The 14,597-nt window shown below is 73.5% G+C and carries 13 protein-coding genes and 5 tRNA genes; 7 read left to right on the top strand and 11 right to left on the bottom strand.

The features are described 5' to 3' along the window. A partial coding sequence (locus tag KUF83_RS00175; protein WP_217452404.1) for a hypothetical protein occupies positions 1-336 on the bottom strand: 336 nt, incomplete at its 3' end. Between the two features lie 223 nt (positions 337-559). On the opposite strand from KUF83_RS00175, the gene KUF83_RS00170 reads away from it, so the two are divergent. After that, the gene (locus tag KUF83_RS00170) at positions 560-1,078 is read left to right on the top strand and encodes a DsbA family protein (protein ID WP_217452403.1); all 519 of its coding nucleotides are present in this window, start codon (positions 560-562) and stop codon (positions 1,076-1,078) included. 25 nt (positions 1,079-1,103) lie between these two features. Here KUF83_RS00170 and KUF83_RS00165 read toward each other — a convergent pair whose 3' ends face one another. The 3 genes from KUF83_RS00165 to KUF83_RS00155 form a co-directional block, all read right to left on the bottom strand. Beyond that, a complete protein-coding gene (locus KUF83_RS00165) occupies positions 1,104-1,928 on the bottom strand; it encodes a GNAT family N-acetyltransferase (RefSeq protein ID WP_217452402.1) in 825 nt (274 codons plus the stop codon). Between the two features lie 62 nt (positions 1,929-1,990). Beyond that, positions 1,991-2,812 (bottom strand): aminotransferase class IV, encoded by an 822-nt coding sequence (locus KUF83_RS00160; protein ID WP_217452401.1) that lies wholly within the window; start codon positions 2,810-2,812, stop codon positions 1,991-1,993. A gap of 18 nt (positions 2,813-2,830) precedes the next feature. Next, the gene (locus KUF83_RS00155) at positions 2,831-3,949 is read right to left on the bottom strand and encodes a chorismate-binding protein (protein ID WP_308402873.1); all 1,119 of its coding nucleotides are present in this window, start codon (positions 3,947-3,949) and stop codon (positions 2,831-2,833) included. A 156-nt stretch (positions 3,950-4,105) separates the two neighbouring features. Between KUF83_RS00155 and KUF83_RS00150 the strand changes: the two genes are divergently transcribed. The 5 genes from KUF83_RS00150 to KUF83_RS00130 all read left to right on the top strand — a co-directional run bounded on the left by KUF83_RS00150 (position 4,106) and on the right by KUF83_RS00130 (position 4,573). After that, positions 4,106-4,178, top strand: a tRNA-Gly gene (locus KUF83_RS00150). A 38-nt stretch (positions 4,179-4,216) separates the two neighbouring features. Further along, a tRNA-Cys gene (locus KUF83_RS00145) sits at positions 4,217-4,290 on the top strand. A 1-nt stretch (position 4,291) separates the two neighbouring features. After that, positions 4,292-4,363, top strand: a tRNA-Val gene (locus KUF83_RS00140). Between the two features lie 36 nt (positions 4,364-4,399). Then, positions 4,400-4,471: transfer RNA gene (locus KUF83_RS00135), tRNA-Val, on the top strand. Between the two features lie 30 nt (positions 4,472-4,501). Next, a tRNA-Val gene (locus KUF83_RS00130) sits at positions 4,502-4,573 on the top strand. A gap of 59 nt (positions 4,574-4,632) precedes the next feature. Here KUF83_RS00130 and KUF83_RS00125 read toward each other — a convergent pair. The 4 genes from KUF83_RS00125 to KUF83_RS00110 all read right to left on the bottom strand — a co-directional run bounded on the left by KUF83_RS00125 (position 4,633) and on the right by KUF83_RS00110 (position 6,877). Then, positions 4,633-4,947: a zf-TFIIB domain-containing protein gene (locus tag KUF83_RS00125; RefSeq protein WP_217452400.1), complete on the bottom strand. Its 315-nt coding sequence runs from the start codon at positions 4,945-4,947 to the stop codon at positions 4,633-4,635. 74 nt (positions 4,948-5,021) lie between these two features. Then, positions 5,022-5,972 (bottom strand): aminoglycoside phosphotransferase family protein, encoded by a 951-nt coding sequence (locus tag KUF83_RS00120; RefSeq protein WP_217452399.1) that lies wholly within the window; start codon positions 5,970-5,972, stop codon positions 5,022-5,024. 220 nt (positions 5,973-6,192) lie between these two features. Beyond that, on the bottom strand, positions 6,193-6,402 hold the full coding sequence (locus KUF83_RS00115; protein WP_217452398.1) for a hypothetical protein: 210 nt from the start codon (positions 6,400-6,402) through the stop codon (positions 6,193-6,195). A gap of 208 nt (positions 6,403-6,610) precedes the next feature. Next, on the bottom strand, positions 6,611-6,877 hold the full coding sequence (locus tag KUF83_RS00110; protein WP_055511046.1) for a hypothetical protein: 267 nt from the start codon (positions 6,875-6,877) through the stop codon (positions 6,611-6,613). 196 nt (positions 6,878-7,073) lie between these two features. Between KUF83_RS00110 and KUF83_RS00105 the strand changes: the two genes are divergently transcribed. Next, positions 7,074-8,375, top strand: coding sequence for a serine/threonine-protein kinase (locus tag KUF83_RS00105; protein WP_217452397.1), 1,302 nt, complete (start codon positions 7,074-7,076; stop codon positions 8,373-8,375). Positions 8,376-8,418: 43 nt separating this feature from the next. Here KUF83_RS00105 and KUF83_RS00100 read toward each other — a convergent pair whose 3' ends face one another. From KUF83_RS00100 to cobT, 3 genes are all read right to left on the bottom strand, one after another. Beyond that, complete coding sequence (locus KUF83_RS00100) at positions 8,419-9,237, bottom strand: RNA methyltransferase (RefSeq protein ID WP_217452396.1); 819 nt, start codon at positions 9,235-9,237, stop codon at positions 8,419-8,421. A gap of 64 nt (positions 9,238-9,301) precedes the next feature. Next, positions 9,302-10,546 carry a uroporphyrinogen-III C-methyltransferase gene (gene cobA, locus KUF83_RS00095; RefSeq protein ID WP_217452395.1) on the bottom strand — a complete coding sequence of 415 codons (1,245 nt, stop codon included), beginning with the start codon at positions 10,544-10,546 and terminating at the stop codon, positions 9,302-9,304. A gap of 218 nt (positions 10,547-10,764) precedes the next feature. Next, entirely contained in the window at positions 10,765-14,484 is a 3,720-nt protein-coding gene (gene cobT / locus KUF83_RS00090; protein ID WP_217452394.1) for a nicotinate-nucleotide--dimethylbenzimidazole phosphoribosyltransferase, read from the bottom strand. Between the last annotated feature and the right edge of the window lie 113 nt (positions 14,485-14,597).

The raw sequence follows: 14,597 nt of genomic DNA, 5'->3' as shown, positions 1-14,597 counted from the left end.
GAGCGAGGGCGCCGAGGCGGCCGGGGCCACCGCCTCGCGCTGCGCGGCCCGGGCCGCCCTGCGCTCCTTGCGGGTCCCGCCCGTACGGCGCTCCACGGCACGCGTGGTCATGAACAGCAGCCAGGCCAGGCCGAGCACACCGAAGCCCGCCCAGGCCGTCGGACTGAAGGCGGTCTCGGCCACCCACTCGACGGCTCCGGTCAGAACCAGGCCCAGCGGGACCAGCGCATACGCGGCGAGGCGGGCCGCCGCGAGGAAACGCTTGCGGTACGCGGTGACCGCCGCGATACCCAGGCCCGCCGCGGCCACGGCGGAACAGACGGTCTCGGCAATCATCCGGTCCTCCAGGGCTGGCGGGGTCGGGCAGGGCCACTTCGTCCCTTCCATCCTGCACCGCCCCACGCCCGGTATGCCATGGTCCGGGGATACCTCAGGGACATCTCCGGGTCGGGTCCTCCTGAGGTCGCGGTCCCGGCGACCCGTCCCGCGGTCCCGGTCCGGCCCGGGCCGCCGGTGCTCCCGGTTGGGTCGCGCGGGCCCCTGCTGGGACACTGGCCCCATGAGCGACTCCTCCTCCCCCGCCGTCCCCGTCCTGGACGTCTGGTGCGAACTCCAGTGCCCGGACTGCCGTAGCGCCCTCGACGACCTGCGCGCGCTGCGCGCCCGCTACGGGGACCGGCTGGAGCTGCGGCTGCGGCACTTCCCGCTGGAGAAGCACCAGCACGCGTTCGCGGCCGCGCAGGCCGCCGAGGAGGCCGCGGAGCAGGGCCTGGCCTGGCCGTACGTCGAGGCGGTGCTGGAGCGTGTGTCCGAGCTGGACCGCCGGGGAGAGCCCCTTCTCGTCGAGGTCGCCCGGGAACTCGGCCTGGACGCCGAGGAGTTCGACACGGCGCTCATCGACGGGCGGCACATGCTGATCGTCGACGCCGACCAGGCCGAGGGCAAGGCCATCGGCGTGCGGGGCACCCCCACGTACGTCATCGACGGCGAGCACCTGGACGGCGGCAAGAGCCAGGAAGGGCTGCGTGAGCGCGTCGAGGAGATCGTGGACCGGCTGCTGGCCGAGCGGGACGCCTGACGGTCCCCGCCGCCTGCCGCTTGCCCTACAGCAGGTCCTTGTAGAGGTGGTACGTGGTCGTCTCGTAGCCGAGTGACGCGTAGAGCCGCTCGGCCGGGGCGTTGTCGGCGAAGACGTTCAGGCGGATGCCGGGGCGTCGGGCGGCGACCGCCTGCGCCTCCGCCAGCAGCATCAGCGAACGGCCGTGGCCCCGGCCCCGGTGTCTCTCGTCGGCCTCGACGTCGTAGACGAACGCCCACCCCTCACTCGGTCCCAGTTGCAGCGTGCCGACCGGCGTTCCCTCGTGCTCCAGGACGAGGATGTCCATCCCCTCACTGCTGAGCCCGTCCGGCAGCAGAGTGGCGTGGTCCCGCTCGGACTTGGCGCGGGCCTCGGCCTCGGGCACCCCCCGGGTGATCCACTCCTGGGCGTAGGCCTCCTTGACCTGCTCCACCCACGGCCCGTACTCGGCCTCCGTCATGGGCCGCCCCCGGCTGCCCGCGGGCAGCTCGGGCGGCGTGCCGCCGAGCCGCTTCTCCATGGCGCGGTTGCGCACCACGTACCCGAGGGCCGTCGCCAGCCGCAGAGCGGCCGCCGCACCGGCCGGTACCGACGCCTCGATCCGCTCGCAGCCCCAGCCGCGTGCCACCTCCTCCGCGGCGAGCGCGGCCACGGTGGCCCGTCCGCGCTCCCGGTCCGGCTCCTCGATGGCAAGCTCACGGATCTGGGCCACCGACGACCCGAAATGGGCGTGGGTGGCCAGGTGTACCGCGCCCACGGGACGGCTGTTCACGCACACCGTGTAGTGGCGGGACAACGCCCCGTCGGCATCGCGCTGAAGCGGCTCGGTCGGCCGCAGGGTGGTGGTCATCAGGGGTGTTGTACCCGTCCGGACGGGGCTCGCGCCATCCGTTTCGGCCGACGGCCGCCGGCTCAGGGATCGAGGTCGTCGCCCGCCCGCTCGCCGAAGATCCGCATGGCCTTCGCGGTCACCGGGCCCGGGGCGCCGGGCAGTTCGCGGCCGTCCACCCGGTGCACGGCCTGTACGTCACGCAGTGTCGAGGTCAGGAAGATCTCCTCGGCACGCTCGAGGACGTCCAGCGGCAGGTCGGTCTCCCTGGCGCCCGTCCACTCGACGGTGAGGGCGCGCGTGATGCCCGCGAGGCACCCGGAGGAGACGGGCGGGGTGTGGATCTCGCCGTCGAGGACGACGAAGACGTTGGAGCCGGTCCCTTCGCAGAGCTGTCCGACGGTGTTCGCGAACAGCGCCTCGGAGCCGCCCTGTTGGCGGGCGCGGGCCAGGGCGACGACGTTCTCCGCGTACGAGGTCGTCTTCAGGCCCGTCAGCGCGCCGCGTTCGTTGCGGGTCCACGGCACGGTGATCACGGCGGTGGAGTCGGGGCGCCGCCCGGACTCCCCCAGGGCCACGACGAGGGTCGGCCCGTGCTCACCACGGTCCGAGCCGAGCGGCCCGTGGCCTCCGGTGTAGGTGATCCGCAGGCGGCCGAGCGGCATCGGTTCGGCGTCCAGGACGGCCGCGCAGGCGCGGCGCACCTCGTCACGGTCGGGCTCGGGCAGTCCGAGGCCGCTCGCCGAGCGCGCCAGCCGGTCCAGGTGGCGGGTGAGCGCGAACGGGCGGCCGTGGACCGCCTTCACGGTCTCGAAGACGCCGTCGCCCACGGTCAGCCCGTGGTCGAAGACGGAGACACGGGCCGCCTCGCTGTCCTGCAGCCCGCCGTCGAGCCAGATCTTCACTGAACCTCACCTCGCGTGTTACGTGCCGGGTTCCCGACCCGACGTGCTTCTCTGGCCGGCGGCCCCGGGGTCGTCGGGTTCGTCCTCGGGGGCCGCCCCGTCCGTGTCGTACGCCCCTGGGTACACCCCCGACGCTACAGCGAGCAGCCTGGCGGCCTTCAGCTCGGTCTCCGCCCACTCACGCTCGGGATCCGAACCCCAGGTGATGCCCGCGCCGGAGCCGAAGCGCAGCACGCCCTCCGCCCGGTCGATCCAGAAGGTACGGATGCCGACGGCCAGCTCGCCGGTGCCGCGATCGGCGTCGACCCAGCCGATGCCACCGCAGTACGGCCCCCTGGGCACCGTCTCCAGCTCCTCGATGATCCGCAGCGTGCTGGACTTCGGGGCGCCGGTGACGGATCCGGGCGGGAAGGCCGCGGCCAGCAGCTCCGGCCAGCCCACGTCCGCACGCAGTTCGCCGCGGACGGTGGAGACGAGGTGGACGAGCCCGGGATGCTTCTCGACGACGCACAGGTCGGGCACGGTCACGGTGCCGGTCGCGCACACCCGCCCCAGGTCGTTGCGCACCAGGTCCACGATCATCACGTTCTCGGCGTGATCCTTGTCCAGCAGGTCCGCCTCGGTCCGCCCCGTGCCCTTGATCGGCCCCGACTCGACGACACGGCCGGTGCGGCGCAGGAAGAGCTCCGGGGACGCGGTGGCCGTCTCGACCCCGTGACCGGGCAGGCGAATCGTTCCGGCATACGGCGCCGGGTTGCCGCGCGCCAGCAGGGCGGTCAGCGCGTCCACGTCGGCGTCCGGTGCGACGGGCGCCGAGAGGACCCGGCAGAGGTTCGCCTGGTACACCTCGCCGGCCGCGATGTGCTCGCGGATACGGCGCACCCCCGCCGTGTACGCGGCGCGGTCGAGCGACGACGTCCAGTCACCGGCGGCGGGCCCGCGCCACTCGCCCGGCACCGGCGCGGGCACGGTCTCGCGCCGTACGTCCGCGAAGCGGGCGCACACCGTGCGCCCCTCGAAGTCGGCGCTGACGGCCCAGAAGCCACCGGAGTCCAGGGCCGCGGGATCGCTGGTGACATCGAGGAGGCCGGTCGCGACGAGGCCGCCGAAGCGGGCGAGAGCTGGGAGATCCTGCACGACAGCGAGTCTATGGTGGGTGACCTGCGGGTGCCCCGACCGTGTCCTGGAGCGGGCGTAGCGCAGCACGCTGCACAAACGCGTTTTTGTGCTGGCCCCGGAATCCGCTAGAGTTCAACACGTCGCCGGGAAGCGTGAGCGGACCGGAAACGACAAGCGGACGTAGCTCAGTTGGTAGAGCGCAACCTTGCCAAGGTTGAGGTCGCCAGTTCGAACCTGGTCGTCCGCTCGCAGGAAGTGGGGGATCTTCCCGACCCCCGCGCTCCTGGTGGAGTGGCCGAGAGGCGAGGCAACGGCCTGCAAAGCCGTCTACACGGGTTCAAATCCCGTCTCCACCTCCAAGGACGATTAGCTCAGCGGGAGAGCGCTTCCCTGACACGGAAGAGGTCACTGGTTCAATCCCAGTATCGTCCACTGGATCTTCCGGTACGTTCGGTGAGATTCGATCCCGCGCGATTAGCTCAGCGGGAGAGCGCTTCCCTGACACGGAAGAGGTCACTGGTTCAATCCCAGTATCGCGCACGCAGTACGCATCACCAGCAGGTCCCACCCGCGCGATTAGCTCAGCGGGAGAGCGCTTCCCTGACACGGAAGAGGTCACTGGTTCAATCCCAGTATCGCGCACACACCGAAGCCCCCGGCCGTCTCGTACGGCCGGGGGCTTCGTCGTTCCTCCGGTCCGGTCAGGAGGAGAAGAGCATGTGGCCGAAGCTCTTGTGACGCTTGTTGTGGCCGTAGTGCCCACCATGTCCACCATGTCCACCATGTCCGCCGTGGCCGCCGTGCGGAGCTCCCCAGGCGGGGGCGGGAGCGGACGGATAGGCCTGCGGGGCGCCCGGGGGCGGCGGAGCAGGCTGCGACCACTGGCCCTCCATGCGGGTCAGGGACTCCAGCTCGCCGTAGTCGAGGAAGATCCCGCGGCAGCCGCTGCACTGCTCGATCTGGACACCATTGCGGTTGTACGTGTGCATCGGCGCATGGCACTTCGGACACTGCATGCTCGGCTCAACTCCTCGCCGGTCGGTACTGCTTCCGCCAGGACAGACACTGCCCGGGTTCGGTCGGTTGCACCCTACGTCGCGTATTCTCCCGCCAACTCCGGCGGGTGGGCGGCCATTCGGTCACATGCGTCGATCACGGACGTCTCGACCTCGTCCAACGGGCGCCCGGCGGCCACCGACTTGGCGATCGCCAGAGCCGCGGTCTGTACGGTCAGGGCACGGGCCAGCACGTCGAGGGCCGGCCAGGGGTCACCGTCCTCGGGGACGGCCGGGCCGGCTGCCCTCCGATACGCGGTGAGGAAGCGTGTCCATTCGTCGGGCGGGAGAAGACCGCAGGCGAACCAGGCCGCGGGGCGGGCCAGGTCCCAGGCGGGCTCGCCCCGGCCGAGGTCGTCGATGTCGATGAGCAGCCAGTCGCCGGCCTGCGAACGCACCAACTGGCCCAGGTGGAGATCCCCGTGGCAGAGCGTGCGGGTGTCCGGCATCGGGGCCTCGCCGCGCGCCCAGGAGGGCAGAACGGCCCAGGCGCGCAGCACCGGAGCGGCCGCCGGGTGCGGGCCCGCCGCCCTGAGCCGGGCGATCGCACGGGCCGCCTTCGCCGGGCCCCGCATCGGCGGAAGCCCGGGCGGCAGCACCGGCTCCGGAGTCCGGTGCAGGTGCGCGAGGAGGGTCCCGGCCTCCTCCCAGGGGGCGGCCTCGGGGTCGTCGCGGTCCACGGGGGTGCCGTACGGCCAGAGCGTGACCGGTCGCCCGTGCAGTTCGGCCACGCTCGCGCCGAGCGGAGGCAGGAGGACGTGGGCGAGTGCGGGGTGGGCGGCGACGGCCATGCGGGCCGCCAGTGCGGGCAGGTCCGTGTCGGCGGCGTGTGCCTTCGCCACGGTGCCCGCGTGCCGGACGACGGCTCCGTCGGGACGGTCGGCGAGCACGGAGGCCGCCGTACCGCAGGCACACGCCTGCGCGGCCGGATGAACGGCGGCCCGCACCTTCGCGCGAAGCGCCGGCAGCAGCACGTCAGCGGTCACTCGGATCCCCCTCGGGTCGTACGCCCCGCCGGGTCCGGCGCCGACGGTCCTCCCGGAGCGTACGCAGGGCAGAGCAACCGGAGCGTCCGCAGGGCAAAGCAATGCGGGCGCAGCTCCCCAGCTGCGCCCGCATTTTTGCCGTCCGCCGCACCCCCGTCCCCACGGGGTTTCATGGCCGGATGTCCCCGCCCGGACCGCTCTTCCGGGCCTGGGGCGCCGCTCAGCGCCCCAGCATCACGCCCACGGACGACGCCTGTGTGACCACTGCTTCCCAGCCTCCGAAGACGACTACGAGCAGGGTGGCCAGAGGGAGGACCATGGCCGTCGCCACCAGGGGGTGGCGCCGGCCGGACCGGCTGGAACCGAACGCGGCGCTGTACGCCTTGCGTCCCTGCGTGCGGATCATGGTCCGCGGTGCGATGTCCGCCATGGTCCCTCTCCTGACCGTTCTGTCGAAAAGCTTCTGACGTCTGGCAGCGGCGGGTGTCTGACCTCGGGGGACGAGTGCTGCACCCGCCGCTTGAGAACAAATCTAGGTGCGGGGCGCGTGCGGGTCGTCATGCCCTCGTACCTATTACCGGGCCTCCCGGAGGATGAGCGGTGACCTGCGGAGTACTCCCCTGGGTGGAGAAGAGGTCCTAGGTCTCGGGGGTTTCCCGGAGGGGACGTCCGGTCTGTTCCGAGCTGTCCTCCCTCGGGACCGGCTGTTCGACCAGGGCGAGCACCCTGGTGGCCATGAAACGGGCCGTGCGGACGACCGATCCGCTGCGGGTGACTTCGCTCACTTCGACCACTCCTCTGCGGACCGCCGTCTCCACCCGGCGGCCCGCACGACTGGCCACCACCTCGTACGTACGGGTCGTGTCCCCCGCGTCGACCACTATCTCCACGCGATCACCCTTCACGGGTCCAATCCCCCTTCTGCGACGGATGGTTGGGGATCTGCGCAGCTCAACGCCGCCCGGCTCCCCCGTCCCCTGACCACCTTTCAAGTTTCCCACCCGGCACTGACAATCGGTCGGTCCGCGAGGGCGCGGCCTCTGCGCGCACCCGGCCGCGGAAACGTAAGCTGTGGCTCGTCAAACGGACCGGGCAGCGGGGATGGACATGGCGATGATGCGCCTGAGGCGCGAGGACCCGCGTGTCGTCGGCTCGTTCAGGCTTCACCGACGGCTCGGCGCGGGCGGGATGGGCGTTGTCTATCTGGGTTCCGACCGGCGTGGCCAGCGGGTCGCCCTGAAGGTGATCCGGCCCGACCTCGCGGAGGACCAGGAGTTCCGGTCGCGCTTCGCCCGTGAGGTGTCGGCGGCGCGCCGGATCCGGGGCGGGTGCACCGCGCGGCTCGTCGCCGCGGACCTGGAGGCCGACCGCCCCTGGTTCGCGACGCAGTACGTTCCCGGCCCCTCGCTGCACGACAAGGTCACCGAGGAGGGCCCGCTCTTCGCGGCCGAGGTCGCGGCCGTCGGCGCCGCCCTCTCCGAAGGGCTCGTCGCCGTGCACGAGGCCGGGGTCGTCCACCGGGACCTGAAGCCGTCGAACATCCTGCTGTCCCCGAAGGGGCCGCGCATCATCGACTTCGGCATCGCCTGGGCGACGGGTGCGAGCACGCTCACCCACGTCGGTACCGCAGTGGGCTCGCCCGGGTTCCTGGCGCCCGAGCAGGTGCGGGGCGCCGCCGTCACCCCGGCCACGGACGTGTTCGCGCTCGGTGCCACGCTGGCGTACGCCGCGACCCAGGACTCGCCCTTCGGGCACGGCAGTTCCGAAGTGATGCTCTACCGCGTGGTGCACGAGGAGCCGCAGCTGCACGGGGTGCCCGACTCGCTGGCGCCTCTGGTGCGCGCCTGCCTGGCGAAGGATCCCGAGGAACGGCCCAGCACACTGCAGTTGTCGCTGCGGCTCAAGGAGATCGCGGCGCGGGAGACGCACGGGATGGGCGACACGCGCCCTCCCGTACCCCGTGCCGCGGAGGCCGACCGGCCGACCGGGCGGCTCGACGACAGTTACCCGGAGCAGCGCACCCGGCGCACACCGGGCACTCCCCCGCCGCGCGGCAACGGCACCCCGTCGCGGTCCGGGGCGCGCCCTGCCCCCTCGCGGGGCAACTCGACGCGCTCCAACCCCGGCAGCCGTTCCGGCCCGCAGCGCAGTGGGACGGGGCGTCCCGGGCCGCGCACCACCGGGACGGGCCGGCGGCCGGCCAACCCGCGGCTGCTGAGGCAGCGGCTCTTCGTGTTCGTCGTGGTGACGCTGCTGGTGGCGCTGGCGATCGCGGCGGCGCAGGGCTGCCAGGGACCGGCCCGCGGACTCGGCGACGACCGTGTGCAGGCGCGCGGGCAGGAGCACGTACAGCCGGACCGCGAACCGCCCACCGGACCGCGCGCGCCCGGGCGTCAGGCGTAGGTATCCGGAGGCGCCGGGCGCCCGCGGGCCGCGGGCGCCGGCCTCAGGACTGTGGGCGGCCGGTCGCCACCGCGTAGAACGCGACCGCGGCGGCCGCACCCACGTTCAGCGAGTCGACGCCGTGGGCCATCGGGATGCGGACCCACTCGTCGGCGGCCACGAGCGCCTGGGTGGACAGGCCGTCGCCCTCCGCGCCGAGCATCAGCGCGACCCGGTCCATCCGGTGCGGGGCCACCTCGTCCAGGGTCTTGGCCTTCTCGTCCGGGGTGAGCGCGAGGAGGCCGAAGCCCGCCTCCCGGACCGACTCGAGACCCTTGGGCCAGGAGTCCAGACGCGCGTACGGGACCGAGAAGACCGCACCCATGGAGACCTTCACCGAACGCCGGTACAGCGGGTCCGCGCAGTCCGGGGAGAGCAGCACCGCGTCCATCCCCAGGGCGGCGGCGGAGCGGAAGATCGCCCCGATGTTGGTGTGGTCGTTGACCGACTCCATGATCACGACCCGGCGGGCCGTCTGGAGCAGGTCGTCGGGGGTCGGCAGGGGTTTGCGCTGCATGGAGGCGAGCGCGCCGCGGTGCACGTGATAGCCGGTGACCTGTTCGGCGAGGTCCGGGCTGACCGCGTACACCGGGGCCGGGAGTTCGTCGATGACGTCGCGCATGACGTCGACCCACTTGGCGGACAGCAGCATCGAGCGCATCTCGTAGCCGGCGTCCTTGGCCCGTCTGATGACCTTCTCGCCCTCGGCGATGAACAGGCCCTCGGCCGGTTCGCGCTTGCGGCGCAGCTCCACGTCGGTCAGGCCCGTGTAGTCACGCAGGCGGGGGTCGGCTGGGTCCTCAACGGTGATGAGATCGGCCACAGGGTGATACTGCCTTGTCCTGGGTGCGGTGCCAACGGCTGGGAACGGGTTGTGTTACCCGGGGTTACTCGGATGTCTCGAACGAGCCGTCCGCGCCCACGGTCACAACCTCGCCGATGACGATGACCGCCGGGGGCCGCACGTCCTCGGCGCGTACCGTCCCGGCGACCGTCGCGAGCGTCGCGTCGACGCGGCGCTGCGCCGCGGTGGTGCCCTCCTGGACGAGTGCCACGGGGGTGTCGGCCGCCTTGCCGTTGTCCATGAGCGTGCGGGCGATGGCGCCGATCTTGTCCACGCCCATCAGCACGACCAGGGTGCCGCGGAGCTTGGCGAGCGCCGCCCAGTCGACCAGGGAGCGTTCGTCGTCGGGGGCGACATGGCCGCTGACGACGGTGAACTCGTGGGCGACCCCGCGGTGCGTGACCGGGATGCCGGCCGCGCCCGGGACCGAGATCGAGCTGGAGATGCCGGGGACGACCGTGCAGGGGATGCCCGCCTCGGCCAGTGCCTGGGCCTCCTCCATGCCACGGCCGAAGACGAAGGGGTCGCCACCCTTCAGACGGACCACCGACTTGCCCTGCTGGGCGTGCTCGATGAGCGCGTTGTTGATGGCCTCCTGGGCCATGAAGCGTCCGTACGGGATCTTCGCCGCGTCGATCACCTCGACATGGGGCGGCAGTTCGGCGAGCAGGTCGCGGGGACCCAGGCGGTCGGCGATGACGACGTCCGCCTCGGCGAGGAGGCGCCGCCCGCGGACCGTGATCAGGTCCGGGTCGCCGGGGCCGCCGCCGACCAGGGCGACGCCGGGCGTGCGGGTGCGGTAGTGGGGTGCCACGAGGGTGCCGTCGCGCAGGCCCTCGACCACCGCGTCGCGGACGGCAGCGGTGTGGCGGGGGTCGCGGCCCTTGGCGTTCGTGGTCAGGACGGCCACGGTGACGCCCTCGCTGTGGCCCGTCGCCGGCGTCCAGGCCGTGGCCGCGTCGGCGTCGTCCGAGCGGACGCACCACACGCGGTGCGCCTCCGCCTCCGCCGAGGCCGCGGTGTTCGCCTCGGGGTCGCTGGTGGCGATCAGGGCGTACCAGGCTTCTGCGAGGTCGCCCGGCTCGTAGGGGCGCCTCGTCCAGGTCAGTTCGCCCGCGTCCGCCATGGCCTCGACCGAGGGGGTGGCGGCCGGCGAGACGAGGTGGATGTCCGCGCCCGCCGCGATGAGGGCGGGGAGACGGCGTTGGGCGACCTGGCCGCCGCCGAGGACTACTACGCGGCGGCCAAAGAGGCGGAGGCCTACGGGGTAGGCAGGGTGTTCGGCCATGGAGGTGCGGCTCCTCATGCGGGTGGTGCGGTGGGGGCGCTGCTGCCTTGGAGCGGCCCTGACGTGCGGATTTTAGAGTGCGGCGTGGTGGACGGCTGGGGTGGGGTTTCTTTCCCCCGGCCCGGCCCTTGCCGAAACGGGGCTGCGCCACAGAGCCCCGGTCCGACGTCGGTCCGTGCCCGCCCGTTGCGCCGGGCGGGCACGGATCGACGACGCGGCTACTTCTCGGTCACCCCGGCCGAGTCGAACGTCGCCACCTCGTGCATCGCCCTGGCCGCGCTCTGCACGACCGGGAGGGCCAGCAGGGCGCCGGTGCCCTCGCCGAGGCGCAGGTCGAGGTCGACCAGGGGGCGCAGGCCCAGCTTGTTGAGGGCGGCCACGTGGCCGGGCTCGGCGCTGCGGTGGCCGGCGATGCAGGCCGCCAGCACCTCCGGGGCGATGGCGCGGGCCACCAGGGCCGCCGCGCCGGCGCTGACACCGTCCAGGATCACCGGTGTGCGCAGGGAGGCCCCGCCGAGGAGGAGGCCCACCATCGCGGCGTGCTCCAGACCGCCGATGGCCGCGAGGACACCGATCGGGTCGGCGGGGTCCGGCTGGTGGAGCTCCAGGGCCCGGCGTACCACCTCGGTCTTGCGGGCCAGGGTCTCGTCGTTGATGCCGGTGCCGCGGCCGGTGACCTCGGCCGGGTCGGCGCCGGTGAAGACGGAGATCAGCGCCGCCGAGGCCGTGGTGTTGGCGATGCCCATCTCGCCCGTGATGAGGGCCTTGTTGCCGGCCGCCACCAGATCGCGGGCGGTCTCGACGCCCACCTCGATGGCCGCCCTGACCTCCTCGCGGGTCAGCGCGGGACCGGTCGTCATGTCGGCCGTGCCCGCACGGACCTTGCGCGGCAGCAGGCCCGGGGTCGCGGGCAGGTCGGAGGCCACGCCCACGTCGACGACGCAGACCTCGGCGCCGACCTGGGTGGCGAAGGCGTTGCAGACCGCGCCACCGCCGAGGATGTTGGCCACCATCTGGCCGGTGACCTCCTGCGGCCACGGGGTGACGCCCTGGGCGTGTACGCCGTGGTCGCCCGCGAAGATCGCGACGGCGGCCGGTTCCGGGATCGGGGGCGGGCACATCCGGGACAGGCCCGAGAGCTGCGCGGAGATGATCTCCAGCATGCCGAGGGCGCCGGCCGGCTTGGTCATGCGCTTCTGGCGCTCCCACGCCTCGCCGAGGGCCTTGGCGTCCAGCGGGCGGATGTTGGTGACGGTCTCGGCGAGCAGGTCGTGCGGCTCCTCGCCGGGCAGCGCGCGACGGCCGTACGTCTCCTCGTGCACGACCCAGGACAGCGGGCGGCGCTTGGACCAGCCCGCCTGCATCAGCTCGGGCTCCTCCGGGAACTCGTCGACGTATCCGACGCAGAGGTAGGCCACGACCTCCAGGTGCTCGGGCAGGCCCAGCTCGCGGACCATCTCCCGCTCGTCGAAGAAGCTGACCCAGCCGACGCCCAGGCCCTCGGCGCGGGCCGCGAGCCACAGGTTCTCGACGGCGAGCGCGGAGGAGTACGGGGCCATCTGCGGCTGGGTGTGGCGGCCGAGGGTGTGCCGGCCGCCGCGGGTCGGATCGGCGGTGACGACGATGTTCACCGGGGTGTCGAGGATGGCCTCGATCTTCAGTTCCTTGAACTGCTTCGCGCGGCCCTTGGGGAGCGACTGGGCGTACGCCTCGCGCTGGCGGGCGGCCAGTTCGTGCATCGTGCGCCGCGTCTCGGCGGAGCGGATGACGACGAAGTCCCAGGGCTGGGAGTGGCCGACGGAGGGCGCCGTGTGGGCCGCCTCCAGGACGCGGAGCAGCACGTCGTGCGGGATCGGGTCGCTGCGGAAGCCGTTGCGGATGTCGCGGCGCTCGCGCATGACGCGCAGGACGGCCTCGCGTTCGGCGTCGTCGTAGCCGGGCGCGGCCGGGCCGGTGGACTCCCGTGTCCGGGCCACGGCGGCCGTGCTCTCCTCCTGGTCGGCGGCGCGGGTGTCCAGGTCCTCCGCCTGCTGTGCCGCCACGGGCTCCGGGCTCTCTTCCTCGGCCTCGACCGGCGCCTCCGGTACGGGGGTTGCCTCGGCGTCGGGAGCCGGGTCGGGCTCCCTGGGGGCGGGCAGGACGAGGACGGGCTCCTCGTCGGGCACGCTGTCGGGCGCCGGTTCGTCGGACTGCTCGACGGTCACCACGGCCGGGCCCGCCGCCTCTTCGGCGACCTGCTCGGCGTGCTCCTCCGGGAGGGGCGGCATGGTCATGGCGTGGGGCGGGGTCGGAGCCAGGTGCGGGGTGGTCGGCACCAAGCCCTCGACGGGTACGAACTGGCCGACGGGCTGCTCGGCGTGGGCCTCCGGCGGCCCGTCCTGCAGCGCGGCCGCCTCACCGTGGGCCTCGGCCTCGGGGGCGTGGCCCTCGTGCGCCACGGCCACCCCGGGTTCCTCGGCGTACGCGGCGGTCTCGGCCGGCACCTCCTGCGGGGCCTCGGGCTCCTCGGCGCTCTGGACGGGCACGGCCTCGGGCTCGGTGGGCCCGGCGGACCACGCGGCCTCGGCGGGGTCCTGGACCTGGTCGGCGTCCGCGAGGAACGGCTCGGCCTCCACCGGCTCCGGCCGGGGCTCCTGGACCCCCGCGTGCGGTGCGGCCTCGGTGAACGGCACGGCCTGATCCGGGGCCTGCGGCTCCGCCGGGTACGCGGGCTGCGGGTCCGGCGCCGCGTACGCGGCCTGCGGGGCCTCCGGCGCGTGCTGTCCGGCGTCCTCCGACGGGTGCGCGTAGTGGGGAGCGGCGGGTGCGGCCGGGAAGGGCGTGTGCTGGGGCGCGTGCGCGAACTCCGGGACGGCCTGGGCGAACTCGGGGCCCTGACCCCCGTCCGGGGCCTGCGGGAACAACGACCCGTCGGCGAGCTGGGGAGCCTGCGCGTAGTCCTGCACGAGGACCGGTTCAGGGACCGGTTCGGGGACTGGTGCGGTGACCGGGGCCGCGTCCGGGACCTGGACGTCCTCCGCGGTCCCGGCCAGCTGCTCCTCGGGCCGGACGGCTTCCGGCTGCGGCGCGACGTACGCCTCTTCGGGTGCCTGCGCCGCTTCCGGAGCCTGCACGGGCTCGGCGGGGTCCGCGGCGGTCCGGATCTGCGCGGCGTCGGGGCCGTCGGCGCCCGGAGCGTCCTGTCCCTGCGGCGCCTCGGCGGGCTGCTCCGCCGCCGGTTCCTCCGAGGGCTCCGGCGGGACCGGGGGGCCCTGGACCTCGGGAAGCGACGCGTCACCCTCGGCGTCGGGCACCTGCGCGACGGGGGCGGCCTCGACGGCTGCCGGTTCACCGGCGTGCGCCTCGGCGACCGCCGGGAAGACCGTTTCTGCAGGCACGCCCTCGGAACCGACCTGTGCCACCGGAGGCGCTACCTGTACCTGGGCCTGCGCCTGGGCTCCCCAGGGCGCCGCGCCCTGCAGCGCGATCTCGTCACGCGGTACGTCGAGGTATTCGGGTCCGGACGTGGGCGGGCCCGCCTGCCGTACGGGAAAGGGGGTGGGCGGCGCCCCCGCCGGACCGCGGTCGGCGAGCGAACGCACCGGGCTGCCGGCACCGTCCGGGGTCGGCGGGCCGAGGTGCAGGGGGCGACGGGCGACGGGCGGCTGCGGGGCGGGCGAGGACATCCGGACGGCGCTGAGGTCGACCGAGCCGCTGTCGCGGCCCGCCGTCTCGTGCGGACCGGGCTCGTGGACGGCCTCGACGACCGGAGCCGGGGCCGGCGGGGCCACTTCGTTGCCCCAAGCCCCCTGGGCGCCCGGCAGCAGCAACAGGTCTTCGTCTTCGGCGGTGGACTCGGAGAGGTAGGTGTACGCGCCGGGGGCGGGGACGCCCGGCTGCTCCACCATGCCTGCGTTCTCCGGCAGTCCCTCGCCCGGGACCTGGCCGGTGTCGGTCATGCGTACCCCTCGCCCATCGGTTTAGTGCTCCTACGACCTGCTCGTCCGGAGCGGCGCACCGACCGCCCGTCATGAGAACGAGCACACGGGCCGGGCGGCACGAACGACCGGTC

The organism is Streptomyces sp. BV286 (assembly GCF_019090165.1).
GTDB lineage: Bacteria > Actinomycetota > Actinomycetes > Streptomycetales > Streptomycetaceae > Streptomyces.
Note: the sequence above shows the minus strand (reverse complement) of the source record. Positions and strands in the feature narration are given on the sequence as shown.

Excerpts from the sequence above, each read along its gene's own strand:
- KUF83_RS00125 (WP_217452400.1), bottom strand. The coding sequence starts at position 4,947 with ATGCAGTGTCCGAAGTGCCATGCGCCGATGCACACGTACAACCGCAAT.
- KUF83_RS00165 (WP_217452402.1), bottom strand. The coding sequence starts at position 1,928 with ATGACCACCACCCTGCGGCCGACCGAGCCGCTTCAGCGCGATGCCGAC.
- KUF83_RS00115 (WP_217452398.1), bottom strand. The coding sequence starts at position 6,402 with ATGGCGGACATCGCACCGCGGACCATGATCCGCACGCAGGGACGCAAG.
- cobA (WP_217452395.1), bottom strand. The coding sequence starts at position 10,546 with ATGGCCGAACACCCTGCCTACCCCGTAGGCCTCCGCCTCTTTGGCCGC.
- KUF83_RS00105 (WP_217452397.1), top strand. The coding sequence starts at position 7,074 with ATGGACATGGCGATGATGCGCCTGAGGCGCGAGGACCCGCGTGTCGTC.
- cobT (WP_217452394.1), bottom strand. The coding sequence starts at position 14,484 with ATGACCGACACCGGCCAGGTCCCGGGCGAGGGACTGCCGGAGAACGCA.
- KUF83_RS00170 (WP_217452403.1), top strand. The coding sequence starts at position 560 with ATGAGCGACTCCTCCTCCCCCGCCGTCCCCGTCCTGGACGTCTGGTGC.